Here is a 25,951-nt window from a genome sequence, read left to right as displayed (position 1 = left end):
CTCCTCTTCGGAGTCACGGCAATTTAGGATTAAACAACTGGCTGTGACATCGGTCACCTGCCGTCGAGGCCGGCTCGCAGCTCGGCCACGAAGGCGTGCGCCGCCTCCGGCCCGCCCCCCTCCAGCACCCGACGCACCAGCGCCGAGCCCACCACCACCCCGTCGGCCTCCCGCGACACGGCCGCGGCCTGGGCGGCGTTCGACACGCCGATCCCGACGAGCACCGGCAGATCGGTGAGCCCCTTGAGGCGCCGGGCGATGGTGGTGGCCGTGGCGGCCAGGTCGGCACGCTCACCGGTGACCCCGAGCAGGCCCACGCCGTAGACGAAGCCGCGGGAGCGCCGGCAGATCCGCCGGAGGCGCTCGTCGGAGCCGGTGGGCGCGGCCAGCAGCACCGTCTCGACCCCCCCGGCGTCGGCCGCCACGCACCACGGGCCGGCCTCGTCGAGGGGCAGGTCGGGGAGGATCGCAGCCGACACCCCTGCGGCCGCCAACGACTCGGCGAAGCGCTGGTGGCCGGCTCGGAAGACCAGGTTGTAGTACGTCATCACCGCGAGCGGCACCCCTGCGTCGAGGCTCGCCAGCTGGTCCAGGATCGCCACCGGCGTGGCGCCCTGCGCGAGCGCGCGCTCCGACGCCGCCTGGATCGTGGGCCCGTCCATCACCGGGTCGGAGAACGGGATGCCGATCTCGATGGCGTCGGCACCGGCGGCGGCGACGGCGCGGACCACGTCGGGCCAGTCGGCACCGAGGCCACCCGTCACGTACGGCACCAGGAGGTTGCGGCCGGCGGCTCTCGCCCCGCGCAGCGTCCGCTCGAGCGTCCCTGCCTCGGCCGGGCGCTCCGGGGGGGGCGCCGGGTCGCTCACCCGAGGCGCTCCATCATCTGGGCCACGTCCTTGTCGCCCCGGCCCGACAGGTTCACCAGCACCGTCCGGCCCTGGATGCCCGGCGCGGCACGGAGGAGCCAGGCGATCGCGTGGGCCGGCTCGAGGGCCGGGATGATGCCCTCCAGCCGGGAGAGCACCTGGAACGCCGCCACGACCTCGTCGTCGGTGACGGCCTCGTAGCGGGCCCGACCGATCGAGGCCAGGTGGGCGTGCTCCGGGCCCACGCCCGGGTAGTCGAGCCCGGCGGAGATGGAGTGGGCCTCGAGCACCTGGCCGTACTCGTCCTGGAGGAGGAACGACTTCGAGCCGTGGACGACCCCCGGGATGCCGCGCCCGATGGCGGCGCCACCGGCGGGCTCCACCCCCACCAGCTCGGCACCCGTGCCCACGAAGCCACTGAAGATCCCGGCCGCGTTGGAGCCGCCACCGACGCAGGCGGCGACCACGTCCGGGTCGCGACCCAGCACGGCCAGGCACTGCGCCCGCGCCTCGTCACCGATGACCCGTTGGAACTCGCGCACCATCCACGGGTACGGGTGCGGCCCCATCACCGAGCCCAGGCAGTAGTGGGTGGTCTCCACCGTGGCGACCCAGTCGCGCATGGCCTCGTTCACGGCGTCCTTCAGGGTCCGGCTGCCCGAGACCACCGGCTCCACCTCGGCTCCCAGGAGGCGCATCCGGAACACGTTCAGGGCCTGGCGGGCCACGTCGACCTCGCCCATGTACACCTTGCACTCCAGCCCGAACAGCGCGCAGGCGGTGGCCGTGGCCACCCCGTGCTGGCCGGCACCGGTCTCGGCCACGATCCGGGTCTTTCCCATGCGCCGCGCCAGCAGCGTCTGACCGATCACGTTGTTGATCTTGTGCGAGCCGGTGTGGTTCAGGTCCTCACGCTTGAGGAGGACGCGCACCCCCAGGCGGTCCGAGAGCCGATGGCACTCGGTGACCGGCGACGGGCGGCCGCCGTAGTCGCGGAGGATGCCGTCGAGCTCGGCCCGGAAGGCCGGGTCGCCCCACGCCGCTCGGAACTCGGCCTCGAGGTCCTCGCACGCCGGCACCAGCGTCTCGGGCACGAAGCGCCCCCCGAACTGGCCGAAGCGCCCGGCAGGCGACGGCTCACCCATCGCCTCGGCACCCGGAGCGGCCAGCGGTGCAGGGTCGGGCATGGTCAGCGATCCTCCGGGCGGCGGCGGGACAGGGGCGGGGATGGGGCCGGGGGGCGGGACGGGTGCACGCTCTCAGGCGTCCTCGGCCCAGTCGTACGGCGCATCGTCCGAACCCTCGTAGGGCTCGGGCGCGGCCGCTCGGGCAGCCTCGATGAAGGCCCGCAGCTTGCGGGGGTCCTTGCGGCCCGGGCCGGACTCCACGCCGGTGGCCACGTCGACGCCCCACGGCCGGACGCGCTCGATGGCCGCGGCCACGTTGTCGGCGTCGAGCCCGCCCGCAAGGATGAGCCGACGGCCCGAGGGTGCGCCCTCGGCCAGCCGCCAGTCGAACACCTCGCCCGAGCCGGGGCTGGCCGAATCGATGAGGATGGCGTCGGCGGCATAGTCCGCCGCCCGGGCCAGGGCCGGGTCGCCGGCGGCGAAGCCCTGGATCACGAACGGCACCCGCTCGCGGACGTAGCGCGTCATCTCGGGCGTCTCGTGACCGTGGAGCTGCGCGGCCTGGAGGCCGGCCTCGTTCACGATCTCGACGACCCTCGACGGGACCTGGTCGCGGAAGACGCCGACGGTGCGCACCTCACCGGGGAGCCGCCGGGCGATGTCGCGGGCCACGACCGGCGACAGCTGGCGCGGCGAGGGCGCGAAGACGAAGCCCACGGCATCGGCCCCGAGCGCGACGGCGAGGAGGGCGTCGTCCTCGCTCGTGATCCCGCAGATCTTCACCCACACGGAGAGAGGACGGTACCCGACCGGCCGAGCCTGCCCCCACCCGGAGGCGGCGCCGCCCGCACCGCGGCTACTCGTCGAGCAGGCGCCCGTGCAGGAAGTCGTCGTAGGCCGACAGGTCGAGCAGGCCGTGGCCGCAGTAGTTGAACAGGATCACCCGCTCGTCGCCCTCCTCCTTGGCCGCCAGGGCCTCGTCGATGGCGGCCCGGATGCCGTGGCCGGCCTCGGGGGCCGGGAGGCGACCCTCGGTGTTGGCGAACAGGCGAGCCGCCTCGAACACCTTGCCCTGCGGGTACGCCACCGCCTCCATCCGACCGGTGCGCACCAGGTGGGAGATGATCGGCGAGTCGCCGTGGTAGCGCAGGCCACCGGCGTGGATGGCCGGCGGGATGAACTCGTGGCCGAGCGTGTACATGGGGAGCAGCGGCGTGAGCCCCGCAGCGTCGCCGAAGTCGTAGTCGAAGGTGCCCTCGGTGAGCGTGGGGCACGACGCCGGCTCGACGGCCACCAGGCGCACCCCTTCGTCGGGCACGAACGGGAACGAGATCCCGCCGAGGTTCGACCCGCCGCCACACGGTGCGATCACCACGTCGGGGAGATCCTCGCCGGCGGCGCGCAGCTGCTCCCTGGCCTCGAGGCCGATCACAGTCTGGTGGAGCAGCACGTGGTTGAGCACCGACCCCAGCGCGTAGTGCGTGTCTGCCCGGCCGGCCGCGTCACGCACGGCATCGGTGATGGCCAGCCCCAGCGAGCCCGGGCTGTCGGGGTCGTCGACCGGCGAGGGCACGACCTCGCTGCCCCAGACCTCCATCATGATCTTGCGGTACGGCTTCTGGTCGTACGAGGCCCGCACCATGTACACCTTGCACTCCAGGTCGAACTGGGTGCAGGCGAACGACAGCGCCGTGCCCCACTGCCCGGCACCCGTCTCCGTGGTGAGGCGGGCGATGCCCTCCTGCTTGTTGTAGAAGGCCTGCGGCACGGCCGTGTTGGGCTTGTGCGAGCCGGCCGGCGACACCGACTCGTCCTTGAAGTAGATGCGAGCGGGCGTCCCGAGCGCCTCCTCGAGGCGGCGAGCCCTCACCAGGGGCGTGGGCCGCCACAGCCGCAGGATGTCGAGCACCTCGCCGGGGATGTCGATCCACGGCTCCGGCGACATCTCCTGCTCGATCAGGGCCATGGGGAACAGCGGGGAGAGGTCACCGGGGCCGACCGGCTCCCGGGTGGCCGGGTGCAGCGGCGGATCCATGGGCTCCGCCAACCGGGGCAACACGTTGAACCAGGCGGTCGGCACCTGGTCGGGGCTGAGCGTCCAGCGCAAGGGGGGCTCCTCCGGGTAGACGGTGATCGAGGCGCCGGGAGCCTACAAGCGCCGGTGGCGGGGTGAGCGGGACGCCCGGAGAGCCGCCACGGCTGCGGAGGGGTCGGCCGCGGTGACGAGCGACTCCCCCACCAGCACCGCGTCGTAGCCGGCGGCGGCCAGCCGCTCGGCGTCGACCGGCCCCCGCACGCCCGACTCGGCCACCCTCACCACCCCCGGGGGGATGGCACCGGCCAGGCGCTCGGCCCGGACGGGGTCGACCTCGAAGGTGAACAGGTCGCGCTGGTTCACCCCGACCAGCGAGGCCCCGATGGCCAGCGCCTGCGCCAGCTCGGACTCGTCGTGCACCTCCACCAGCACGTCGAGGCCCAGCGACACGGCCAAGCCGTGCAGCCCGGCCAGCTCGGCGTGGTCGAGGGCGGCGACGATCAGGAGCACCGCGTCAGCGCCCATCAGGCGCGCGTCGCACACGTCGCGCCCGTCGACCGTGAAGTCCTTGCGGAGGACGGGGAGACCCACCGCGGCGCGGGCCTCGGCCAGGTCGGCCGGGGACCCGCCGAAGAACTCGGCGTCGGTGAGGACCGACAGGCAGGCCGCGCCGCCGGCCTCGTACGAGCGGGCCATCGGGGCCGGCTGCAGCTCGGCGAGCCGCCCCTTCGAGGGCGACCGGCGCTTCACCTCGGCGATCACGGCCAGCCGCTCGGTCGACGCCGCCTCCAGGGCCTGCCGGAAGCCCCGCACCGGCGGGGACCGCCGGGCCGCCGCCCGCAGCTCGTCGAGCGGGCGGGCGTCCTGGGCCGCCGAGGCCCGGTGGGCGACCAGGATGCGGTCGAGGTACGTCGCCATGGCGGGCCGCGGGTCTCGCGCGCCGGCCGCGGCCCGGGTCAGAGGCCCTTGCCGGCGACGGGTGCGCCGAAGTGCAGCTCGGGCGCCCCCGCCACCAGGCCGGCCAGACTCGCTCCGGCCTGCTTCATCGCGGGCGACGAGGAGTGGGCATCGAAGGCGGCCTGGTCGGCGTACTGCTCGTAGATCCAGAGCACATCCGGGTCCTGGGCGTCGGTGTTGAACAGGTAGAGGAGGGTGCCCGGCTCCCCGGCCGCGCCGTCGATGAGCGGCTGCAGCGCGGCGAGCAGCTCGTCTCGCTTGCCGGCCTGGGCGGTGAGGCGAGCGACGACCGAGATCTTCGACATGGGACCCCCTGGGGACGGACGGCGGCGGGATCATGGCACGGCCGGGCCGAGGTGGCCCGACGCGGGTCAGCGGTCCGCGCCCCGTCGAGCGGCCACCATCACCAGGAACGGCGCCAGCACGAAGAGGGCGAGCGCCCCCACGGCGGCGAGCCCGGCCAGGGCCAGCAGCGCCGGCGAGCGGAACACCAGGCTCCCCCCGAGGGCAAGCGCGGCCGCAACCAGCATGGTCGCGGGCGCCATCACCAGCGCCCTCCCCGGCCGAGCCCCGGACACGGGCTCGGCGTCGAGCAGCTCGCCGTCGTCGAGCCGCTCGTCGAGGGGCTCGGCGGCGGGCTCGTGCACATCCGGCCGTCGGTCGTAGGCGGCTCGGCGAACGGGGTCGCCGAGCACCGCCCACGCCTGCGTCACGAGACGCATCTGCTGCTCGTGCCAGCGGCGCGTGGCGGGATCGGCACCGGCGTGGACGTCGGGGTGGTGGCGGCGCGCCGACCGCAGGTACGCGGCGCGCACCTCGGCTGGTTCTGCGCCCCGCGCCAGGCCCAGGACCTCGTAGTGGGTCACCGGCTGCCACCGGCCGGGTCGATCAGGCGGCCCACTCCGGCTCGTTGCCCGGCCGCCACTTGATCGAGCAGCCCAGGCTGGGGCGCTGGGGCTCGGGGACCGGCCCCCCGGCCAGGACGGCGTCGACGGCCGCGACCAGGTCGCCCCCGGTCACGGGGATGTCCTTCCCCGGGCGGCTGTCGTCGAACTGACCGCGGTACACGAGGCGGCGGTCGGCGTCGAAGAGGAAGAAGTCGGGCGTGCAGGCGGCGCGGTAGGCACGGGCGACCACCTGGTCCTCGTCGAACAGGTACGGGAACGTGTACCCGAACCGGTCGATCTCCTCGGCCATCCTCTCGGGAGCGTCCTCGGGATACTGGTCCGGGTCGTTGCTGTTGACCGCCACCACCGCCACCCCACGCGCTTGCAGCTCGGCGGCCACGACGGCCAGGCGCTCGCGCACGTGCTGGACGTAGGGGCAGTGGTTGCAGATGAACATGACGAGCAACGCCGGCGCTCCGGCCGAGTCGTCCCGGCGGTGCACCACGCCCGAGGGGTCCGGAAGCTTGAAATCGGGCGCCGGAGTGCCGATGGGGAGCATCGTGGACGACACGGCCATGGCGGTGCCTCCTTCCCTCATGGTCGCCGGCGGCACCCTACCGCCGGTCCGGAGGGGGCACCTACGCTGGTCGGCGAGGACAGGGCGGTGGAGGCCGGCATGACGACGGACACGGCGAGCACGGGCTGGGCACCAGACCCCCTCGGCCGCCACGAAGAGCGCTACCTCATCCTGGGAGAGCCCACCAGCCTGGTGCGCGACGGCGGGGTGGAGGACGCCGATCCACCCGAGGCACCGGCCGCCACTGCGGCGAGCCCGCCGCCCGGAGCCGGGCCGGCATCCGAGGCCCTCGGCGAGACGGGCCCACCTCCGCCCGAGGCGCCTCCCGCCGAGGTCCCCGCGGCGCCGGTCGAGCCCCCCGCCGGGGTCGCCGGCCCGCCGCCGGTCGAGCCCGCCGCGCCGCCGGTCGAGCCCCCGCCGCCGGTCGAGCCCCCGCCGCCGGTCGAACCCCCCGCGCCCGAAGAGCCCTCGGCGCCGGTCGAACCCCCGCCGCCGGTCGAACCCCCGCGCCCGAGGAGCCCTCGGCCGCCTGGGCCCCGCCACCGGTCCCGGAGGAGCCCCCGGCCGCCTGGACCCCGCCACCGGCCGGGGCCGGCCCCGCCTGGACCGCTCCCGAGCGCTCGGAGGAGCTGGTCGCCTCGTGGGCCGTCCCACCCGCCGCCGAGGCGTCGACCTGGCCCCCTGCCTCGGCCGGCGGCGAGGCCGCGCCGGCGCCGCCCCCGCCCGACGAGGTCCCCGAGCAGGCGGTCGAGATCGAGGTTCGCCTCGACGGCTGGACCCTGTCCGAGCGGGGCGAGCTGGCCCGCCAGCTCGTCGCGCAGAACGTGCCGTTCACGTGGCTCGGGGCCCTGGTGGTGGTCGACCGGCGCGACGTCGACACCCTGCAGCGCGCCCAGCGGGTCGTGCGCCCGCACGGCGGGCCGATGACCCCGCCCCCGGCGCCGGGTCCGGCGCCCTCCAGCCCTCCACCCGCCTTCCCACCCCCGCTGGGGTTCGCCGAGCCCGGCGTCCCGCCGCCGCCCCCCGACGGCCTGCCCCCGGAGTGGTGAGCCCGCTCCGGTCGGCGACCCGTCAACCCCGGCCGGCGAGCGGCAGCTCCTCCACGCTGGCCGGCGCCGCGCCACCGCCCCAGACCACCTCGCCCTCGGCGGGGGGCACCACCGCCCGGGCGACGTAGGCCAGCGCCACCGGCGCCTGGCGCTCGGGAGACGTCGCCACGCTCGTGAGCCGCCCGACCTCGGCCCCGCCCACCACGACCGCGGCGCCCACCGGCGGGACGCCACCGGCCCCGATCACCACCCCCCGGAGGTGCCGAGGGACGTTGCCGCCCCGGCTGTCGATGCGCGCCACCAGCTCCTGGCCCGTGAAGCACCCCTTGGTGAAGCTCACCGCCCGGTCGATCAGGCCGGTCTCGGCGGGGATCGTGGCCTCCGTGAGCTCGGCCCCCATCGTCGGGACGCCGGCCTCGACCCGGACCACCTCGTAGGCGCCGAGGGGGCACACGGCCACGCCGTCCGGAACGGCCGGCGACGGGCCCAGCAGGTCGACACCCGGGAGCCCGGGCCAATCGGCGGGCACCACGACGCGGCCCTCGGCGGGACGCGCCACCGCGTGGGCGCGCGGCCCGCGGATCGCCAGGCAGCGCCACTCGATCGGGGCCAGCTCCACCTGCACCCGGAGCAGGAACCGGCGGAGCCTGGCCAGCAGCGCCTCCCCCCAGCCCCCGTCGATGTCGAGGACGTAGGCGTGGTCGCCGCTGCGCAGCACCCGGACGAAGGCGTCCACCTTGCCCTGGGGCTGGAGCACGAAGGACCACCCCGACGCCCCCACGTCCAGGCCGAGCACGTCCTGGCTCAGCTGACCCTGGAGGAACGCGGCTGCGTCCGGCCCCTGCACCATCACCACGTCACGGGCCAGCCACACCGCCCCGACGTCGCGGCGGAGGGTGGCGTAGCCGCCCTCGACGGCGCTCACGACGGGCCGCCTGCGGCCGCCCGCCGGGCTGTCATCCGCCGGGCCGCCGGCACGGCGGCCAGCAGGGCGCGCGCCTTGCTCTCGCACTCCTCGTGCTCGGCCACCGGATCGCTGTCGGCCACGATCCCGGCGCCGGCCTGCACCGACGCCCCCCGGGGCCCGATCACCATCGTGCGGATCGCGATGGCGGTGTCGAGGCTGCCCGAGAAGTCGATGTAGCCCACCACGCCGGCGTAGGGCCCGCGCTTGGTGGGCTCGAGCTGGTCGATGATCTCCATCGCCCGCACCTTGGGGGCGCCCGACACGGTTCCCGCCGGGAGCGTCGCGCGCAGCACGTCGATGGGCCCCTTGCCGGCGGCCAGCTCGCCCGACACCTGGGAGGTCAGGTGCATCACGTGGCTGTACCGCTCCAGGGTCATCAGCTCGTCGACCCGCTCCGTGCCGTACCGCACCACCCGGCCCACGTCGTTGCGGGCCAGGTCGACGAGCATCACGTGCTCGGCGACCTCCTTCGGGTGCTCCCTCAGCTCGGCCGCCAGGCGCCGGTCGTCCTCGTCGGTGCGGCCACGACGGCGGGTGCCGGCGATCGGCCGCGAGATCACCCGCCCGCCGAGCAGCTGGACCATGGGCTCGGGCGACGAGCCCACCAGCGTCACCTCGGCGTGGCGCACGAAGTACATGTAGGGGCTGGGGTTCACCTGACGGAGCACCCGGTAGACGTCGAAGGGATCGGCGTCGAGGTCGAGGTCGAACCGCTGCGACAGCACCACTTGGAAGACGTCGCCGGCCAGGATGTGCTCCTTGGCCACCTCGACCGCCCGGCAGTAGCCCTCGCGGCCGACGGTGGACACCACGTGCGGGAGCGCGTCGTCGGGATCGGGGGGCTCCACCGGCACGTAGGCCAGAGGGCGACCGAGGTCGGACACGGCCGTGGCCAGCCGCTCCACCGCGGCGTCGTAGGCGGCGTCGGGGTCTGCGCCGCCGCCCACGGGCACGCTCTCGACCAGCGTCACGCGCTGGCGCCAGTGGTCGAACGCCGCCAGGCTGCCGATCACCGACAGCACGGCCTCGGGCAGGTGCTGGTCGTCCGGGGGCACGTCGGGAAGGTGCTCGACCTCGCGGACCACGTCGTAGCCCAAGTAGCCGACCACCCCGCCGTGCAGGGGCGGGAGGTCGGGCAGGTCGGGCGACCGGGAGACGCCGAGCAGGGCCTCGAGGGCGGCCAGGACACCCCGGTCGAGGGGCACCGAGGCCGGCACCTCGCCGGTCACCTCGACGCGGCCGCCCCGCGCCACGAGGGTGGCGCTCGGGTCTCGACCCACGAACGACCACCGGCTCCACCGTTCGCCGTGCTCGACCGACTCGAGCAGGAAGCCGGGCCCGTCGCCCACCAGCTTCTGGAAGGCGGCGACCGGCGTCTCGAGGTCGCCGAGCAGCTCGCACCACACCGGCACCACGGTGTGCGCCCGGGCCAGCGCCCGAAACTCCTCCCGGTCGGGGCGGACCCGCACCGCTAGACCCGGTCGCCGGGCCCGAAGGCCCGGTAGAAGCACGACCGCTCACCCGTGTGGCAGGCCCCCCGGCCCTCCTGGTCGACCACGAAGAGCAGCGTGTCGCCGTCGCAGTCGTAGCGCGCGCTGCGCACCAACTGGCGATCGCCCGAGGTCTCGCCCTTCATCCACTCCTCCTGGCGGGAACGGCTCCAGAACACCGTTCGGCCGGTGGCCAGGGTCTTGCGCAGGGTCGCCTCGGTCATCCAGGCCATCATCAGCACCTGGCCCGTGCCCTCCTCCTGCACGATGGCGGGCACCAGGCCGTCGGCGTCGTAGCGGACGAGGGCGAGCTGCTCCTCGGAGGCGTCGATCGGGGTGGGGACCGGCATGGCCCCATGGTAGGGGCGCGGTCGGGGCTCGCCCCCCGGCTACAGGTACAGCCCGGTGCTGCCGGCCTCGAGGCGCGGCGACGCCACCGCGTGGATGTCGCGCTCGCGGAGGATCAGGAAGTCGTCGCCACGCACCTCGACCTCGTAGCGGTCGTCCGGGCTGAAGAGCACCTGGTCCCCGGGCTCGATGGTGCGCACGTTGGCCCCCACCGCAACCACCTCGGCCCACGCCAGCCGCCTGGCCACCTGGGCCGTGGCCGGGATGAGGATGCCGGCCGACGAGCGGCGCTCACCCTCCTGCTTGGGCAGCTGCACCAGGATGCGGTCGTTCAGCATCTTGATGGGGAGCTTGCCGTCTCCGGGCTGCAGGTGGTCGGCGACCTCGCTCCGCGTCACGGGCACCGACGGTACCGTCTCGGCGTGCCGGTCGACACCGTCAGCCTCGCCACCGCCGACGGCGAGCGGCTGGAGGGCGAGCTGGCCCGGCCCGCCGGCCCGGTCCGGGGCGCTGCGGTCCTGGCTCATCCGCACCCGTTGCACGGTGGCGACATGCACGCCGGGCTGATCGGCTCGCTGTTCGAGCTGCTCCCGCCGGCGGGCCTGACCACCCTGCGCTTCGACTTCCGGGGGGTCGGCCGCTCCAGCGGCGAGCACGACGGGGGCCGGGCCGAGCGCCTCGACGTGGCCGCCGCGATCGACCACCTGGTCGCGGCCGAGCCCGGGACGCCGCTCCTGGTGGTGGGGTGGTCGTTCGGCGCGGTGGTGGCGCTGCTCGTGGACCACCCGGCGCTGGCCGGCTGGGTGGCGGTGGCGCCCCCGCTCGGGCTCCTGGCCGGGGCCGTCCCCGTCGCCGGCACCGATGGCCGCCCGCTGCTGGTGCTGGTACCCGAGCACGACCAGCTGTGCCCGCCCGACGTGGCCGGGCCCATCGTGGCCGGGTGGGCCGCCACGGGGCTCGAGGTGCTGCCGGGCGCCGACCACGGCTGCCGGGGCGCGGCCGCCACGGTGGCGGCCCACGTCGTCGCCCGGGCCACGGCGACGGCGACGCCCACCTGACGGCTCGTGGTGGGCGGCAACCCCGTGGCGTTTCGCGGCACCCCGACCACCCAGGCGGTGGCCAACCCGCCGGAGAACGCTGGTTGCCGTTCAGGCGGGGCGGACGGCCACCCCGGCCGCGGCGAGCACGGCCTTGGCCTGGGCGATGGTGTGCTCGCCGAAGTGGAAGATCGAGGCGGCCAGGACTGCGTCGGCGTGGCCGTCGAGCACGCCCTCGACGAGGTGCGCGAGGGTGCCCACGCCACCCGACGCGATCACCGGGATGCCGACGGCGTCGGACACCGCCCGCGTGAGCGCCACGTCGAAGCCGTCGCGGGTGCCGTCGCGATCCATGGAGGTGAGCAGGATCTCGCCGGCGCCGAGCCGCTCCACCCGCTGCGCCCAGGCCACGGCGTCGAGACCCACGGGTGTGCGCCCACCGTGGGTGACCACCTCGAACCCGCTGGCCAGCCCGGGCGTGGCGGTGCGGCGGGCGTCGATCGCGACCACGACGCACTGGGCGCCGAACTCCTCGGCCAGCTCCGACACCAGCTCCGGGCGGTTGACGGCGGCCGTGTTCACCGAGACCTTGTCGGCGCCGGCCCGCAGCAGCCGCCGGGCGTCGTCGACCGACCGGATGCCACCGCCGATCGTGAAGGGGATGAACACCTCCTCAGCGGTGTGGCGGGCCACCTCCACGATGGTGTCGCGGGCGTCGGACGAGGCCGTGATGTCGAGGAAGACGAGCTCGTCGGCGCCCTCGGCGTCGTAGCGGGCGGCCAGCTCCACGGGATCGCCGGCGTCGCGGAGCCCCACGAAGTTCACGCCCTTGACCACCCGGCCCCGGTCGACGTCGAGACACGGGATGACCCGCACGGTGCGCATCAGCCGGCCGCCTCCACCGCGGCCAGTGCGTCGGCCACGCCCACCCGCCCCTCGTAGATCGCCTTGCCCACGATCGCCCCGGCCAAGCGGCGGCCACCGGCCTCGAGGGCGGCGAGGGCCCGGAGGTCGTCGAGGGAGCCCACGCCCCCCGACGCCACCACGGCCACGTCGGTGCGGGCGAGGACGGCCGCCAGGCCGTCGAGGTCGGGGCCGGTGAGGGTGCCGTCGCGGCCGATCTCGGTGACCACGAGGGCGGCGACCCCGGCGTCAGCGAAGCGGGGCAGCACGTCGAGCACCGTGGCGCCGGCGTCGTCGAGCCAGCCGCGCACCGCCAGCCGCCCGCCCCGCCCGTCGAGCCCGACGGCGACCGGCTGGCGGCCCGCGATGCGGCGCACCAGCTCGGGGTCCTCCAGGGCCGCGGTGCCCAGCACCACGCGGGCCACCCCGGCCTCGGCCAGGGCCGCGGCGGCCGCCTCGGAGCGCACCCCCCCGCCGCTCTGCACCCGGGCCCGGCCGGCCACGGCCTCGGCCACCGCGCCCACCACCGAACGGTTCACCGGCTCGCCGGTGCGGGCCGCGTCGAGGTCGACCACGTGGATCCACCGGGCGCCGGCCCCGACGAAGTCGGTGGCCACCGCGACCGGGTCGGCGCCGTAGACCGTCTCCCGGGCGTAGTCACCCTGGTGGAGGCGCACGCACCGCCCGCCGCGAAGGTCGATGGCCGGGTAGAGATCCACGGCGCCCCTCAGGCCGCGGCCGCGGCCGACCGGGCCGCCGCCGCGAACCCCCGCAGCAGCGCCAGGCCGGCCGGCCCCGACTTCTCGGGGTGGAACTGGGTGGCCCACAGCGGGCCCCGCTCCACCGCGGCGACCACCGCGCCGCCGTAGTCGCAGGTGGCCACCACGTCGGCCGAGGGCTCGGCCGCGTAGGAGTGGACGAAGTAGACCCAGGCCGGATCCGGGAGGGTGGCCAGCAGCGCCGACGGCCGCACCGCGTCGAGCACGTTCCACTGCATCTGGGGCCGCTTCACCCCGGGGGGCAGCAGGCGCACCACGCCGGGCAGCACGCCGAGGCCGGCCACGCCCGGGCTCTCGTCGGACCCCTCGTAGAGCAGCTGCATCCCCACGCAGATGCCGAGGAACGGCCGGCCCGAGGCCACCGCGTCGAGGGCGACCCGGTCGAGACCGGACGCCTGCAGGGCCTCCATGCAGCGACCGAAGGCGCCCACACCGGGCAGGACGACGGCCGCGGCCCGGGCCACGAGGTCTGGGTCGTCGGTGAGCCGGGCGTCGGCCCCCACGCGCTCGAGCGCCTTCTGGGCCGAGCGCAGGTTGCCGATGCCGTAGTCGAGGACGGCGACCAGGGGCCGACCCGGGTCCTCGACGCTCACAGCGAACCCTTGGTGGACGGCACCCCGCCGCCCTCCAGGCGCACGGCGTCGCGCAGGCACCGGGCCACGCCCTTGAACGTGGCCTCGATGATGTGGTGGGCGTTGCGGCCGGCCCGCTCGGTGACGTGCAGGGTGATGGCCGCGCTGGTCGCGAACGAGTGGAAGAAGTGCTCGGCGAGCTGCGGATCGAACGGCGGCGTGCCCAGCGGGATCACCTCGGGGATGGGCACGTCCCAGGCGACGAAGGGCCGGCCCGACAGGTCGAGGGCCACCTCGATCAGCGCCTCGTCGAGGGGGTAGAGGCCACTGGCGAACCGGCGGACGCCGGCCTTGTCGCCGAGCGCCTCACGCAGGAGCTCGCCCAGCACGATGGCGACGTCTTCGACCGTGTGATGGCTGTCGACGTCGAGGTCGCCGGTCGCCCGGACGGTGAGGTCGAACCCGCCGTGGCGACCCAGCTGGGCGAGCATGTGGTCGAAGAACGGCAGGCCGGTGCCGACCACCGCCTGGCCGGTGCCGTCGAGCTCGAGGGCGGCGGTGATCGCGGTCTCCGCGGTGGTGCGCGTGCGGCTGGCCGAGCGGCTCATGTGGGGGCCTCCAGGATCTCGGCGAGGGCCGCCAGGAAGGCGTCGTCCTCGGCGGTGGTGCCGACGGTGACGCGCAGGCAACCCTCGAGCCGCGGCCACCCCGAGGTGTTGCGCACCAGCACCGAACGGTCGAGCAGGGCCTGCCACACCTCGGCGCCGGGGCGGGTCGTCGGCCGGAACAGCACGAAGTTGGCACCGGAGGGCCACACGTCGACGGGCAGCTCGGCGAGCCGCGCCACCAGCCGCTGCCGCTCGGCGACCAGGGCGCCGACCCGGGCGTCCATCTCGGCGCGATAGCGGAGGGCGAGCCGCCCGGCGATCTGCTTGGCCGCGTCGAGGTGGTACGGCAGGGCGACCTTGTCGAGCTCGGCCACCAGCCACGACGGGCCCACGAGGTAGCCCAGCCGGGCCGCCGCCATCGACCACGTCTTGGAGTAGGTGCGGGTGACGACCAGGGGCACGTCGTCGCTCACCAGCTCGTCCGCCGACCACCGGGCGAACTGGCCGTAGGCCTCGTCGACGGCCACCAGCCCGGGGGCCAGCCCGAGCACCTCCTCGACCACCGCCCGGGGCTCGACCATGCCCGTGGGGTTGTTGGGCGAGCAGAGGAAGGTGATCACCGGCTGGGCTGCGGCCAGCACCCGCCGGACCTCGCCCAGGTCGAGGGAGAGGTCGCCGGCCCGCTCGCCCTCGACGACCCGTGTGCCCGTGAGCCGGGCGATGTGGGCGTGGAGGGCGTAGGTGGGCTCGAAGGTGGCCACGACCCGGCCGGCTCCCCCGTAGGCGAGGCAGAGGGTCTGGAGGACCTCGTTGGAGCCGTTGGCCGCGAACACCTGCCCGGGGGCCACGCCGTGCAGCTCGGCGATCGCCGCACGCAGCCGGCGCGCCCCGCGGTCGGGGTAGCGGTGCCACTCCACGGTGGCGAGCTCGCGCAGGTAGGCCTCGCGCCAGCCCGGCGGTGGCGGGAACGGCGACTCGTTGGTGTTCAGCCGCACCTTCACGTCGACCTGAGGCGAGTGGTACCCCTCGAGCCCCACCAGGTCGGGCCGCACCTGGGGCCGCCTGTCGACGCCGGCGGCGCTCACCCGGCACCCCGCAGCCGGATCGACTCGGCGTGGGCCGGCAGGCCCTCAGCCTCGGCCAGGACCACGACGTGCGGCCCCAGCTCGGCGAGCGCGGCGCGGTCGACGTCGATCACGTGCATGGCCTTGGTGAAGTCGTTGGCGGTCAGCGCCCCGGCGAAGCGGGCGGTGCCGAAGGTGGGCAGGACGTGGCTCGGGCCGGCGACGTAGTCGCCCACCGACGCCGGCGCCCACGGCCCGCAGAAGACGGCTCCGGCGTGACGCACCTGCGCCACCAGCGCGTCGGCGCCCTCGCAGAGCAGCTCGAGGTGCTCGGGGGCGATGTGGTTGACGACGTCGATGGCCTGCTTCGGGCCGTCGACGACGACGGCGAACCCGGAGCGGGTGAGGTTGGCCACGATGTCGGCCCGGCGAGGGGCCAGGGCCGTGAGCCGCTCGACCTCGGCGGTGACGGCGTCGGCGACCTCCGGCGACCAGGTGACCAGCCAGGCCAGGCCGTCGGGGCCGTGCTCGGCCTGGACGAGCACGTCGATGGCGGCGTGCTCAGGGCTCACGGTGGCATCGGCCACCACGACCACCTCGGACGGGCCGGCGAAGGCCGACGGCACGGCCACGACGCCCGCGACCTCGCGCTTGGCCACCGCCACGAAGACGTTGCCCGGCCCCACGATCACGTCGACCGGGCGGATGCTCTCGGTGCCGTACGCCAGCGCGGCCACGGCCTGGGCCCCGCCCACCCGGTACACGGCGTCGACGCCGGCCACGGCCGCGGCCGCCAGCGTGGGGGCGGGGATGCGCCCGTCGGGCCCGGGCGGGCTGCACAGCACCACCTCGGCGACGCCCGCAGCGCGCGCCGGGATCGCGGTCATCAGCACCGTCGACGGGTAGATCGCCCGGCCACCGGGCACGTAGCAGCCGGCGCGATCCACGGGACGGTGGAGGGTGCGCACCCGCACGCCGGCTCGCTCCCACACCACGTCGGGCGCCCGCTCGGCGGCCTGGAAGGCCTCCACGTTCGCGGCCGCCGCCTCGAGGGCGGCCCGCAGCGGGGCGGGAACCTGCCCGAGGGCCGCGGCCACGTCGGCCGGCGGCACCCGGACCGACTCCAGCTGCACCCCGTCGAACCGGCCGGTGAGGTCGACCAGCGCAGCGTCGCCGCGCTCCCGCACGTCGGCCAGGATGGCCCGGACGGCGTCGACGGGCTGCTCCTCGCGTCCGACCTCCGGCCTGGGCAGGAGCGACCGCAGGTCGGCCACGCCACGGAGGTCGAGGCGGGTCAGCACGGTGGTGCAGGCTACCCGGCCCCCCCGATCGCCCGGCTCCGGTTCCGCTCCGGGCCCCGGCTCGGCTCCCACCCCCGGCCCCCGGCCCCGGCGCGCCGGTGCGGCCCCGTTGCGGTCCCGGGGCAGACTGGGTCGGTGAGCACCAGCGACGGCGCCGCCCTGTCCTCGATGGTGACCGCGCTCGAGGATCTGACCGAGCGGGTCGTGAGCCTTGCCGACCGCTACGAGGGCTCCGACCGCGAGGACGTGCTCGCCGACCTGCACGAGGCCGAGCGCTCGTTGCGGCTGGCCTCGAGGCGCCTCACCCGGGCCGCGGCCTCGCTGACGCGCAGCTGACGCCGAGCGCGGCGACGGCGCCCCGAAGGGCGCCGTCGACCGCAGCGACGCCAGGCGGCGGATCCCGGCGTCGCCCGTCACCAGGTGGCGGGAACCTGGTTCGCCGATCACCGTACACCGTCGCCTCGCGCCGTCCAACCACCCTCGGTGCGCAGGTCTCCGACCCGGGGTCGCGTCGCCGTCGGCCGGCCGACCGGTGTGACCTCGTGGCCGCGGTCAGTCGGCCCGCCGACCCTGCGCCGCCCGCGGCGGCCCCACCACCGTCGACGATGGACAGAAGTCGTTCAGCACGCAGTCGGCGCAACGGGGCCTCCGGGCGTCGCACACCCGCCGGCCGTGGAGGATCAGGCGGAGGCTGAACGCGCCCCGTTCGGCCGCCGGCACGATGGCGCCGAGCTCGTGCTCGACCTTCACCGGGTCGGTCTCGACCGTGAGGCCGAGCCGGCGGGCCAGCCGCCCCACGTGGGTGTCGACGGGCAGGCCGGGCAGGCCGAGGGCCACGCTCCGCACCACGTTGGCGGTCTTGCGGCCCACCCCTGGCAGGGTCGTCAGCTCCTCCATGCGTCCCGGCACCTCGCCGCCGAACCGCTCGACGAGCGCCGCGGCCATCCCAGTCAGGCTCGTGGCCTTCGAGCGGAAGAAGCCGGTGGGGCGGATCAGCTGCTCCAGCTCCTCCGGGTCGGCACCGGCCAGGTCCTCGGGGGTCGGGTACCGGGCGAACAGGGCCGGCGTCACCTGGTTCACCCGCGCGTCGGTGCACTGGGCCGAGAGGATCGTGGCGACCAGCAGCTGGAAGGGCCCGTCGTGGTCGAGCTCGCAGTGCGCCTCGGGGTACACCTCGGCCAGGCGCCGCCTCGTCTCCCGGGCCCGGCCGGCGGGGGTGCGGGGGCGTGCCACGACCCCGGAGGGTAGGCGTCCCGGACCCGCTCGGGATCGCACCGGTAGCCTGCGACGCGGTGCGCCGGTTGGAGATCAAGCGTCGGATGGAGCCCGCCGACGTGGCCGCCGTCGCCGAGCTGCTCGAGCTGGTCGAGGACGCCGACGAGCACCAGGCCCTCGCCGACCACCAGTGGGTCGACCTGGTCCAGGGCGGGCGGGCCGGCTTCGCGGGGCTCGTGGCGTGGGAGCCCGGTCACGAGCACCCGGTCGCTTATGCGCAGCTCTCCCGGGGGAACGACTCGTGGGCGCTGGAGCTGGTGATCGCCCCCCACCACCGCCCCGAGACCGCACAGATCGCCGACGAGCTGCTCGGCAGCGCGCTCGACGTGGTGCGGGCCGAGGGCGGCGGTCACGTGCACCTGTGGGCCTACCGGCCGGCGGCCGACCTGTACGCGGTCACCGCCGCCCACGGCCTGCGGCCCGGGCGCGAGCTCCTGCAGCTCCGGCGGCCCCTGCCCCTCGACGAGCCGGCCACGCTCCCGTGCCGCCCCTTCGTGCCGGGGCACGACGAGGAGGCCTGGCTGGCCGTCAACAACCGCGCCTTCGCGGCGCACCCCGAGCAGGGAGGATGGGACCTGGCGACCCTGCGGGCCCGCGAGCAGGAGCCCTGGTTCGACCCGGCCGGCTTCCTCCTCCACGAGCGCGAGGGCCGCCTCGCCGGCTTCTGCTGGACGAAGGTGCACGGCGACGCCCACCCCCCGCTGGGGGAGATCTACGTGATCGCCGTCGACCCCTCGTTCCAGGGCCTCGGCCTGGGCCGTGGCCTGGTCCTGGCCGGCCTCGACAGCCTGGCCGGGCGGGGCCTCGACATGGGCATGCTGTACGTCGACGCCGACAACGACACCGCCATGGCGCTGTACGCCGACCTCGGGTTCGAGCGCCACCATGCCGACCGGGCGTTCGTGGCCGACCTGCCCCCTGCCTGACCGGGTCGTCCACCTAGCCTGGGAGGCGTGGGCAGCCGCTACGACATCTCGCGCGACGACCTCGCCGCGCTCCTCGCCGGGGAGCCGGCGTACCGGGTGCGGCAGGTGTGGGACGGGCTCCACCGTCGCTTCGCCGACCCCGAGGCCATGACCGACCTGCCCCGCGGCCTGCGGGAGCGGCTCGCCGCCGCCCTCCCGGCCGCGCTCACGCCCGTCGCCGAGTCGACGAGCGGCGACGACACCGTGAAGTGGCTGTGGTCGCTGCCCGACGGTGCCCGCATCGAGACGGTGCTGATGCGCTACGCGGACCGGGCGACCGTGTGCGTGTCGACCCAGGCCGGTTGCGCCATGGCCTGCGGCTTCTGTGCCACCGGCCAGGCCGGCTTCGAGCGCCACCTCACCGCCGGCGAGATCGTCGAGCAGGTCATCGAGGCGGCCCGGCGCGCCGCCCCGCGGCGCGTCTCGAACGTCGTGTTCATGGGGATGGGCGAGCCCCTCGCGAACTACGAGCGCACCTGGCTCGCGATCGAGCGGCTCCACGACGACGTGGGCATCTCGGCCCGGCACCTCACCGTCTCCACGGTCGGCGTCGCCCCGGGCATCCGGCGGTTGGCCGGGGAGCGGCTCCCGGTGAACCTCGCGGTCTCCCTCCACGCCGCCAACGACGAGCTCCGCGACCACTTGGTCCCGCTCAACCGGCGCTACCCCCTCGCCGAGCTCGTGGCCGCCTGCCGGGCCTACCTCTCGGCCCGGAACCGGCGGCTCTCGCTCGAGTGGGCGCTGATCGACGGCGTCAACGACCGCCCCACCGACGCGGTGGAGCTGGCGGCCCTGGCCCGGGCCCTGCGCGCCCACGTCAACCTGATCCCCCTGAACCCCACACCCGGCTACCCGGCGCGGGGCACGCCCCCCGACGGCGTCGCCAGCTTCGCCGAGCGACTCCGGGCCCTCGGCGTCAACGCCACCGTCCGCCGCAACCGCGGCACCGACATCGACGCCGCATGTGGGCAGCTGCGCGCCGGTCACGCCGCGACCCCGGTGGCGTTGGGCCGCGGCGCGGCTCCGCCACCGTGAGCCTGCGTCGACGCGGGGCGCTGGCGGCGACGCTGGTGGGGATCGGCCTCGCGGCGCCCGCGTGCGCCGATCGCGAGCTGCCGGCCGGCACGGTCCTGTCGGCCGAGGCGCAGGCCGGCCGGCGGGTGGTGCAGCTCCGCGGCTGCCTGGCCTGCCACCAGGAGACGCCGAGCGACACCCCCGGGGTGTCGTTCGCCCGCGTCTGGGGCCGCCCCGTCGAGCTGACCGACGGGACGGTGGTCACCTTCGACCGGGCATACCTGGAGCAGTCGCTCTCCGACCCGGGGGCCGCGACCCGCGCCGGCGCCGGCGCCGGCAGTGCGATGGCCGCCTTCGACCTCGACCCGGCCGAACTGGACGCGGTGGTCGCCTACCTCGAGGCCCTCGCGGGCGCCCCGCCGGACACCGGCGGCTGATTCCGACCCCACCCCGCCACCCGCTCGCCCCGCCACCCGCTCGCCCCGCCGCCCCCCTCCGCCGCTCCACGTACGGTCCCGCGCGCGCCCGCCGCACCCCAGACGGCGCCAGCGCGACGGAGAACCCGGCTCCCCCACCAACGGCGCGCTCGCCACGCCTGGCACGTCGTCAGCGCGATGAAGACCCGGGGGGGTCGGGGGTCCGGGGGGACCGCTAGGCGCCCGCGGGGCGGCGGACGAGCACGGTGAGGCCGCGGTCGGCACGGATCGCGTCCACGAGCACCTCGGCCGGCCCCACCGTGCACCCGGGCCACACCACCGACCGCACCAGCCGGCCGGCCACCACGGCGCCCTCGCCCACGACGGAGCCGCCTCCCGAGACCGCCAGGTTCGCCTGGAGATAGCCCGCAGGCGTCCCGCAGTCGACGAACGGCCCGCCGTAGGTCAGCACCTCGAGTCGGCCGTTCTCCGCCGCCGGTCGCCACACCTCGCCGTACAGACCTGCGGGTCGCTCACCCAGGCCGGCCACGATCGGCCAGGGCAGCACGCAGCCGACGACCCGGCTCGTGGGACGGAGGCCGGCCCCGGCCGGCTCGGCCAGCAGCAGCCGCACCCGCTCGCCGTCCCAATCGCCGACGAGGGCGGCCAGATCGGCCCGGTGCCAGGCGTCGGCGTTGACGACCAGGGCGGCCCGTCCGTCCAGCCACCCCCGCAGCCGGCCCAGCGCGCCGGCCGTCCCGAGCGGTGCGGCCCGCTCGATCGACAGGTGGGCCCGCCCGCCCACGTGCTCGGCCACCTGATCGGCACCGTGGTGGGCGTTGACCGCGATCGCGGACACGGCCGCGCCGACCCCCGCGAGCGCGAGGTCGACGAGGGCGTCGCCGCCGACCGGGCACAGCGCCTTCGGGCGAAGCAGCGTGAGCGGCCGGAGGCGGGTGCCCAGGCCGGCGGCCAGCACCACGCCCGCGACCGCGGCGGGGGACGTCGCGTCGGGAGGAACGCCTGCCAGACTAGGGGAATGGAGACGCGCCGGTTCTTCAACCCGTACCAGCCCCAGACGCTCCAGATCGCCGTGTTCCTCCTCTACATCAACGCCTTCTTCCTCGCGATCGCCGGCGGGATCTTCAACGTGATCGGCCTCGTCCTCGTGGGCGGTGGGGTGGCCGCCGGGTTCGGCATCGCCAACGAGAAGAAGTGGGGCTACGGCCTCGGCGTGGCCATGGCGCTGTTCCCCTTCGTGTGGCGGCTGTGGTTCTTCGGCTTCGGCGGCATGCTCGGCGTCGGGATCCTCAACCTGATGTTCGAGATCGCGCTGGTCGCCCTGCTCCTGCACCCGATGAGCCGCGACTACCAGCGCATCTGGTTCAAGTAGCCGGCGCCCGCCGCCGACTCGCCGGGCCAGGGCCGGGCCGGGCATGATCCTGGCCATGGCAACGACCGTGCACGGCATCGACGGGCTCAAGGCCGAGGTGGGCCAGCACCTCGGCTACAGCGACTGGCGCGACGTCACCCAGGAGCAGGTGAACCTCTTCGCCGACGCCACCGGCGACCACCAGTGGATCCACGTCGACCCTGAGCGGGCCAAGGCCGGGCCCTTCGGCGGCCCCATCGCCCACGGCTACCTCACCCTCTCCCTGGCGCCCGCCCTGCTCCCGGAGATCCTCCGGGTCGAGGGCATCTCCATGGGCGTGAACTACGGCTGCAACAAGGTGCGCTTCCCGTCACCGGTGCCCGTCGGCGCCCGCGTGCGCCTCGGCGCCACGCTGGCAGGGGTGGACGACGTCGCCGGCGGTGCGCAGGTGACGATGGATCTCACCTTCGAGGTCGAGGGCGCCCCCAAGCCCAGCTGCGTCGCCCAGGTCGTGTACCGCTACTACGCCTGACCCACCCGGGGGAACTCGGGCATCACCCGCTCGGCGAAGAGCCGCAGGGTGGTGTCGTCGGGGTAGTCGGCGCACCAGGGCACGAAGCCGGTGCAGCCCAGCTCGACGTAGGCCTGCACCTTCTCGCACACCTGCTCGGGCGTGCCCACCAGGTTGCCGGCCCGCCACGAGTCGGCCGCTTCGCCCCACAGCGACCTCGACCCGGCGGCGCGCACCTCGGCCTCCGTCTCCCGGACGAACACCTCGGGTGACCAGGTCATGCGGATCTCGTCGGCGTCCCGGCCGACGGCCCGGCAGTGCTCCCGCAGCACGTCGCGCTTGTGGGCCCACTCCTCGGGCTTCCCCCCGAAGTTGGAGCAGTCGGCGTGGCGGGCCACGACCCGGAGGGTGAGCTGCTCGCCGCCACCACCGATCCAGACCGGGGGCCGGGGCTGCTGCAGCGGCTTCGGATCACAGTTCGCCCGCCGCAGGGTGTAGTAGCGCCCGTCGTAGGTGGTCTCCGGGAGGCTCCACATGCTGGTGACGATCTCCACCGTCTCACGGAGCATCCCGATCCGGACCTTGGCCTCCGGGAACTCGTAGCCGTACCCGACGTACTCGTTCTGGTACCAGCCGGCGCCGATCCCCCAGTCGAGGCGGCCGCCGCTCAGGACGTCGACCGTGGACGTGATCTTGGCCAACAGCGCCGGGTTGCGGTACCCGGTGCAGCCGACCATCTGGCCCAGCCGGATCCTGCTGGTGCGCTGGCTGAGCGCAGCCATCACCGTCCAGCACTCGAACACGGCCTCGCCGGCAGGCCGAGGCACGTTGTGCACGTGGTCGTAGACCCAGATCGAGTCGTACCCGAGGGCTTCGGCCTGCACGGCGATCGCGAGGCTCGTGGCCCACTTGGCCTCGGCGCCCTCGACGCCCGCCAGCTCCATCTTCCACCCCTGGGGGACGAACGCCCCGAAGACCACTTCGTCGTGCATGGTGCTCGACGGTAGCCGTGCAGACAGCCATCGGCCCGGGGGTACGTTTCGCACCGTGGAGTTCAACCTGGCCGACCTGTTCGAGGGGGTCGTCGACGCGGTGCCCGACCGCGAGGCGATCGTGTGCGGGCACGTGCGACTCACGTACCGAGAGCTGGACGAGCGGGCGAACCGCCTGGCCCACGCCATGGCCGAGCGCGGGGTGGGCGCCGGCGACTGGATCGGCCTGCACCTCTACAACTCCAACGAGTACCTCGAGGGCATGCTCGCGGCCTACAAGCTGCGGGCCGTGCCCGTGAACGTGAACTACCGCTACGTCGAGGACGAGCTGCGGTACCTGTTCGACGACGCCGACCTCGCGATGGTGATCCACGAGGAGGACTTCGGCCCCAAGATCGACGCCGTGCGAGGCGGGCTGCCGCGGCTGCGGGCCACCCTCGCCAAGGGCACCGAGTACGAGTCGGCGCTGGCCGCCGCGTCGCCGGCCCGCGACTTCGGGCCGCGATCGGCCGACGACCTCTACGTGCTGTACACGGGCGGCACGACGGGCCTGCCCAAGGGCGTCACGTGGCGCCACGAGGACATCTTCTTCGGCGCGTTCGGCGGCGGGAACCCGGGCGGACCCCCCATCGAGCGGCCCGAGGAGGTGCTGGAGCGAGCCCCCTCCGGGACCACGCGGTGCCTGCCCGCCAGCCCGTTCATGCACGGGTCGGCCCACTGGATGGCGTTCTCCACGTTCTTCACCGGAGGCGCCGTGGTCATCTCGCCCGAGCGGCACTTCGACACCCGCCACCTCTGGACGATGGTCGAGCACGAGCGCGTGTCGTTCCTGGTGATCGTCGGGGACGCCTTCGCCCGGCCGCTGGTGGAGGCGCTGGACGCCGAGCCCCGTCGGTGGGACCTGTCCTGCCTCACGGTGCTCCTCTCGGGGGGCGCGATCCTCTCCCCGGCGGTGAAGGAGCTGCTGACGAGGCTGCTCCCCTCCACCATCGTCGTCGACGGGTTCGGCGCGTCGGAGACCGGCGGCCAGGGCCAGATGGTGGCCGCCCGCGGCCAGAGCGGACCGCCCCGCTTCGCGGTCAACGAGCAGACGACGGTGCTCTCCGACGACTTCCGACCGTTGCAGCCCGGTGACGGCACGGTCGGCTGGCTGGCCCGCCGGGGCCACATCCCGCTCGGCTACCACAAGGACCCCGAGAAGACCGCGCGCACGTTCCCGGTGGTCGACGGCGTGCGCTGGGCCGTGCCCGGGGACCGGGCCACCATCGAGGCCGACGGCACGATCACCGTGTTCGGGCGGGGCTCGGTGTCCATCAACTCGGGCGGCGAGAAGATCTTCCCCGAAGAGGTGGAGGCCGCCCTCAAGGCCTGCCCGGGGGTGTTCGACGCCGTCGTGGTCGGCATACCCGACGAGCGGTGGGGCGAGCGGGTCGTGGCGGTGGTGAAGGTGCGCGACCCGGAGCACCCGCCGGCACTGGACGAGGTCCGCGCGCAGTGCGAGGAGCACCTCGCCCGCTACAAGCTTCCCCGCGAGCTCGTGGTGGTGGATGACGTGGTGCGCTCGCCCTCGGGCAAGCCCGACTACCGCTGGGCCAAGGCCACCGCCCTGGAGGCCCTGGGCCGGGCGTGACCGGATCGCTCAGGGTTCGCCGCTGAGCCGGCGGAGCGCGACGGCGGCGTAGAGCGCGGCGCCGGCCGCCATCGGCCCCTCGTCGATCACCATCCGGTTCGAGTGGTTGGGGGCCACGGTGCCGCGGCCGCCCGGGTGCATGCCCAGGAACACCATCGCCCCCGGCACCCGCTGGAGCACGTAGGAGAAGTCCTCGGCACCCATCACCGGGGTGGGCTGGATGACCACCGCGCGGTCGCCGAGCAGGTCGCGGGCCACGCCGGCCGCGAACACGGCCGCGCCGTCGTCGTTCACCGTGACCGGATACCCCTCGTTCACCACCACGTCGGCCTGCGCGTCGTGGGCGGCCGCCACGTTCTCGGCGACCCGTCGCACCCCGTCGAGCACCCGGCGGCGGGCCCCCTCGGACACGGTGCGCACGGTGCCCTGCAGCACGGCGGTCTCCGGGATCACGTTGGTGGTGGTGCCGGCGCGGATCGAGCCGATGGTCACGACGGCCGGGTCGAACACGTCGACCCGGCGGGTGACCATGGTCTGGAGCGCCTGGACGATCTCGCAGGCCACGGGCACCGGGTCGAGGGCCAGGTGGGGCATGGACGCGTGGCCCCCGCGGCCCCGCACGACGATCTGCAGCTCGTCGGCGGACGCCATCATGGGACCGCCCTTGGTGCTCACCATCCCCGCCGGGATCGAGGGCGTGACGTGGATCGCGAAGGCGTACGACGGCGGTGCGTCGCCGTCGAGCAGGCCCTCGTCGAGCATCACGCGGGCTCCGTGGTGGCCCTCCTCGCCCGGCTGGAACATGAACACGACCCGTCCCGGCAGGTCGTCACGCCGGGCCGCGAGCAGGCGGACGGCGGTGACCAGCATCGACGTGTGGGCGTCGTGGCCGCAGGCGTGCATGGCCCCGTCGACCTCGGAGGCGAACTCGAGGCCGGTGTCCTCCGGCATCGGCAGGGCGTCCATGTCGGCCCGCAGGAGCACCGTGGGCCCGGGCCGTCCCCCGTCGAGGGTGGCCACGACCGACGTCGTGGCCTCTCCGGTGGCCAGCGCCAGCCCGAGGCCGTCGAGCGATTCGAGCACGGCCGCCTGGGTGCGGGGGAGGTCGAGGCCCAGCTCGGGATGGCGGTGGATCCGCCGCCGGAGGGCGACGGCGTCGGCCTGCAGGTCGGCGGCCTCGTCGAGCAGCGTGTCGATCACCATGGG

General features: G+C 75.1%; 30 protein-coding genes. 8 read left to right on the top strand and 22 right to left on the bottom strand.

Features of this window, described 5'->3' with window-relative positions; all coding sequences use genetic code 11:
- Positions 1-53: 53 nt before the first annotated feature.
- From trpA to IPM45_17280, 8 genes are all read right to left on the bottom strand, one after another.
- Positions 54-869, bottom strand: coding sequence for a tryptophan synthase subunit alpha (trpA, locus tag IPM45_17315; protein MBK9181289.1), 816 nt, complete (start codon positions 867-869; stop codon positions 54-56).
- Positions 866-2,014, bottom strand: a complete 1,149-nt coding sequence (gene trpB, locus IPM45_17310; protein MBK9181288.1) for a tryptophan synthase subunit beta — start codon at positions 2,012-2,014, stop codon at positions 866-868. The genes trpA and trpB overlap by 4 nt, the downstream gene beginning before the upstream one ends.
- A gap of 114 nt (positions 2,015-2,128) precedes the next feature.
- Positions 2,129-2,785, bottom strand: coding sequence for a phosphoribosylanthranilate isomerase (locus IPM45_17305; GenBank protein ID MBK9181287.1), 657 nt, complete (start codon positions 2,783-2,785; stop codon positions 2,129-2,131).
- Positions 2,786-2,852: 67 nt separating this feature from the next.
- Entirely contained in the window at positions 2,853-4,103 is a 1,251-nt protein-coding gene (locus IPM45_17300) for a TrpB-like pyridoxal phosphate-dependent enzyme (GenBank protein MBK9181286.1), read from the bottom strand.
- Between the two features lie 42 nt (positions 4,104-4,145).
- Positions 4,146-4,949, bottom strand: coding sequence for an indole-3-glycerol phosphate synthase TrpC (gene trpC, locus IPM45_17295; protein MBK9181285.1), 804 nt, complete (start codon positions 4,947-4,949; stop codon positions 4,146-4,148).
- Between the two features lie 38 nt (positions 4,950-4,987).
- A complete protein-coding gene (locus IPM45_17290; protein MBK9181284.1) occupies positions 4,988-5,293 on the bottom strand; it encodes an antibiotic biosynthesis monooxygenase in 306 nt (101 codons plus the stop codon).
- 66 nt (positions 5,294-5,359) lie between these two features.
- Complete coding sequence (locus tag IPM45_17285; GenBank protein MBK9181283.1) at positions 5,360-5,854, bottom strand: J domain-containing protein; 495 nt, start codon at positions 5,852-5,854, stop codon at positions 5,360-5,362.
- Positions 5,855-5,876: 22 nt separating this feature from the next.
- Positions 5,877-6,452, bottom strand: coding sequence for a thioredoxin family protein (locus tag IPM45_17280; GenBank protein ID MBK9181282.1), 576 nt, complete (start codon positions 6,450-6,452; stop codon positions 5,877-5,879).
- An 824-nt stretch (positions 6,453-7,276) separates the two neighbouring features.
- On the opposite strand from IPM45_17280, the gene IPM45_17275 reads away from it, so the two are divergent.
- Positions 7,277-7,501 carry a hypothetical protein gene (locus tag IPM45_17275; protein MBK9181281.1) on the top strand — a complete coding sequence of 75 codons (225 nt, stop codon included), beginning with the start codon at positions 7,277-7,279 and terminating at the stop codon, positions 7,499-7,501.
- Positions 7,502-7,523: 22 nt separating this feature from the next.
- Here IPM45_17275 and IPM45_17270 read toward each other — a convergent pair whose 3' ends face one another.
- Genes IPM45_17270 through IPM45_17255 form a run of 4 tightly spaced genes read right to left on the bottom strand, consistent with a single transcriptional unit; the run spans position 7,524 to position 10,644 of the window.
- On the bottom strand, positions 7,524-8,426 hold the full coding sequence (locus IPM45_17270; protein MBK9181280.1) for a hypothetical protein: 903 nt from the start codon (positions 8,424-8,426) through the stop codon (positions 7,524-7,526).
- Complete coding sequence (trpE, locus tag IPM45_17265) at positions 8,423-9,937, bottom strand: anthranilate synthase component I (GenBank protein ID MBK9181279.1); 1,515 nt, start codon at positions 9,935-9,937, stop codon at positions 8,423-8,425. Before trpE ends, IPM45_17270 begins: the two co-directional genes overlap by 4 nt.
- A gap of 2 nt (positions 9,938-9,939) precedes the next feature.
- Positions 9,940-10,308, bottom strand: coding sequence for a phosphoribosyl-AMP cyclohydrolase (gene hisI / locus IPM45_17260; protein MBK9181278.1), 369 nt, complete (start codon positions 10,306-10,308; stop codon positions 9,940-9,942).
- A gap of 39 nt (positions 10,309-10,347) precedes the next feature.
- The gene (locus tag IPM45_17255; protein MBK9181277.1) at positions 10,348-10,644 is read right to left on the bottom strand and encodes a co-chaperone GroES; all 297 of its coding nucleotides are present in this window, start codon (positions 10,642-10,644) and stop codon (positions 10,348-10,350) included.
- Positions 10,645-10,728: 84 nt separating this feature from the next.
- Between IPM45_17255 and IPM45_17250 the strand changes: the two genes are divergently transcribed.
- Complete coding sequence (locus tag IPM45_17250) at positions 10,729-11,364, top strand: alpha/beta fold hydrolase (protein MBK9181276.1); 636 nt, start codon at positions 10,729-10,731, stop codon at positions 11,362-11,364.
- A 90-nt stretch (positions 11,365-11,454) separates the two neighbouring features.
- On the opposite strand, the gene hisF is transcribed toward IPM45_17250, so the two are convergent.
- Genes hisF through hisD form a run of 6 tightly spaced genes read right to left on the bottom strand, consistent with a single transcriptional unit; the run spans position 11,455 to position 16,570 of the window.
- Positions 11,455-12,228 (bottom strand): imidazole glycerol phosphate synthase subunit HisF, encoded by a 774-nt coding sequence (gene hisF / locus IPM45_17245; protein MBK9181275.1) that lies wholly within the window; start codon positions 12,226-12,228, stop codon positions 11,455-11,457.
- The gene (locus tag IPM45_17240) at positions 12,228-12,965 is read right to left on the bottom strand and encodes a 1-(5-phosphoribosyl)-5-((5-phosphoribosylamino)methylideneamino)imidazole-4-carboxamide isomerase (GenBank protein ID MBK9181274.1); all 738 of its coding nucleotides are present in this window, start codon (positions 12,963-12,965) and stop codon (positions 12,228-12,230) included. The genes hisF and IPM45_17240 overlap by 1 nt, the downstream gene beginning before the upstream one ends.
- A gap of 8 nt (positions 12,966-12,973) precedes the next feature.
- A complete protein-coding gene (gene hisH / locus IPM45_17235; GenBank protein MBK9181273.1) occupies positions 12,974-13,591 on the bottom strand; it encodes an imidazole glycerol phosphate synthase subunit HisH in 618 nt (205 codons plus the stop codon).
- Positions 13,592-13,614: 23 nt separating this feature from the next.
- Positions 13,615-14,205, bottom strand: a complete 591-nt coding sequence (gene hisB, locus IPM45_17230) for an imidazoleglycerol-phosphate dehydratase HisB (protein MBK9181272.1) — start codon at positions 14,203-14,205, stop codon at positions 13,615-13,617.
- Positions 14,202-15,290, bottom strand: coding sequence for an aminotransferase class I/II-fold pyridoxal phosphate-dependent enzyme (locus IPM45_17225; protein ID MBK9181271.1), 1,089 nt, complete (start codon positions 15,288-15,290; stop codon positions 14,202-14,204). Before IPM45_17225 ends, hisB begins: the two co-directional genes overlap by 4 nt.
- Positions 15,287-16,570, bottom strand: coding sequence for a histidinol dehydrogenase (gene hisD, locus IPM45_17220; protein ID MBK9181270.1), 1,284 nt, complete (start codon positions 16,568-16,570; stop codon positions 15,287-15,289). Before hisD ends, IPM45_17225 begins: the two co-directional genes overlap by 4 nt.
- Positions 16,571-16,705: 135 nt before the next feature.
- On the opposite strand from hisD, the gene IPM45_17215 reads away from it, so the two are divergent.
- Positions 16,706-16,906 carry a hypothetical protein gene (locus IPM45_17215; protein MBK9181269.1) on the top strand — a complete coding sequence of 67 codons (201 nt, stop codon included), beginning with the start codon at positions 16,706-16,708 and terminating at the stop codon, positions 16,904-16,906.
- Between the two features lie 216 nt (positions 16,907-17,122).
- Here IPM45_17215 and nth read toward each other — a convergent pair whose 3' ends face one another.
- A complete protein-coding gene (nth, locus tag IPM45_17210) occupies positions 17,123-17,845 on the bottom strand; it encodes an endonuclease III (GenBank protein MBK9181268.1) in 723 nt (240 codons plus the stop codon).
- 44 nt (positions 17,846-17,889) lie between these two features.
- Between nth and mshD the strand changes: the two genes are divergently transcribed.
- From mshD to IPM45_17195, 3 genes are read left to right on the top strand one after another with little or no spacing between them, the layout of a single operon-like run.
- Positions 17,890-18,771 (top strand): mycothiol synthase, encoded by an 882-nt coding sequence (gene mshD / locus IPM45_17205; GenBank protein ID MBK9181267.1) that lies wholly within the window; start codon positions 17,890-17,892, stop codon positions 18,769-18,771.
- A gap of 18 nt (positions 18,772-18,789) precedes the next feature.
- Positions 18,790-19,845, top strand: coding sequence for a 23S rRNA (adenine(2503)-C(2))-methyltransferase RlmN (gene rlmN, locus IPM45_17200; GenBank protein ID MBK9181266.1), 1,056 nt, complete (start codon positions 18,790-18,792; stop codon positions 19,843-19,845).
- Positions 19,842-20,261: a c-type cytochrome gene (locus IPM45_17195; GenBank protein ID MBK9181265.1), complete on the top strand. Its 420-nt coding sequence runs from the start codon at positions 19,842-19,844 to the stop codon at positions 20,259-20,261. Before rlmN ends, IPM45_17195 begins: the two co-directional genes overlap by 4 nt.
- A 214-nt stretch (positions 20,262-20,475) precedes the next feature.
- On the opposite strand, the gene IPM45_17190 is transcribed toward IPM45_17195, so the two are convergent.
- A complete protein-coding gene (locus IPM45_17190; GenBank protein MBK9181264.1) occupies positions 20,476-21,678 on the bottom strand; it encodes a hypothetical protein in 1,203 nt (400 codons plus the stop codon).
- 10 nt (positions 21,679-21,688) lie between these two features.
- Here IPM45_17190 and IPM45_17185 point away from each other — a divergent pair, with 10 nt between their 5' ends.
- Positions 21,689-22,144 carry a MaoC family dehydratase gene (locus tag IPM45_17185; GenBank protein MBK9181263.1) on the top strand — a complete coding sequence of 152 codons (456 nt, stop codon included), beginning with the start codon at positions 21,689-21,691 and terminating at the stop codon, positions 22,142-22,144.
- On the opposite strand, the gene IPM45_17180 is transcribed toward IPM45_17185, so the two are convergent.
- On the bottom strand, positions 22,135-23,103 hold the full coding sequence (locus IPM45_17180; GenBank protein ID MBK9181262.1) for an LLM class F420-dependent oxidoreductase: 969 nt from the start codon (positions 23,101-23,103) through the stop codon (positions 22,135-22,137). The two genes, IPM45_17185 and IPM45_17180, sit on opposite strands and share 10 nt — an antisense overlap.
- A gap of 67 nt (positions 23,104-23,170) precedes the next feature.
- Between IPM45_17180 and IPM45_17175 the strand changes: the two genes are divergently transcribed.
- A complete protein-coding gene (locus IPM45_17175) occupies positions 23,171-24,745 on the top strand; it encodes an acyl-CoA synthetase (GenBank protein MBK9181261.1) in 1,575 nt (524 codons plus the stop codon).
- 9 nt (positions 24,746-24,754) lie between these two features.
- Here the strand turns inward: IPM45_17175 and IPM45_17170 are convergent, their stop codons facing one another.
- Positions 24,755-25,948 (bottom strand): amidohydrolase, encoded by a 1,194-nt coding sequence (locus IPM45_17170; protein ID MBK9181260.1) that lies wholly within the window; start codon positions 25,946-25,948, stop codon positions 24,755-24,757.
- Positions 25,949-25,951: the final 3 nt, after the last annotated feature.

The sequence above is a fragment of the Acidimicrobiales bacterium genome (genome assembly GCA_016716005.1).
GTDB lineage: Bacteria > Actinomycetota > Acidimicrobiia > Acidimicrobiales > JADJXE01 > JADJXE01.
The sequence above is the reverse complement of the archived record's forward strand: the minus strand, read 5'-3'. Positions and strand labels throughout refer to the sequence as shown.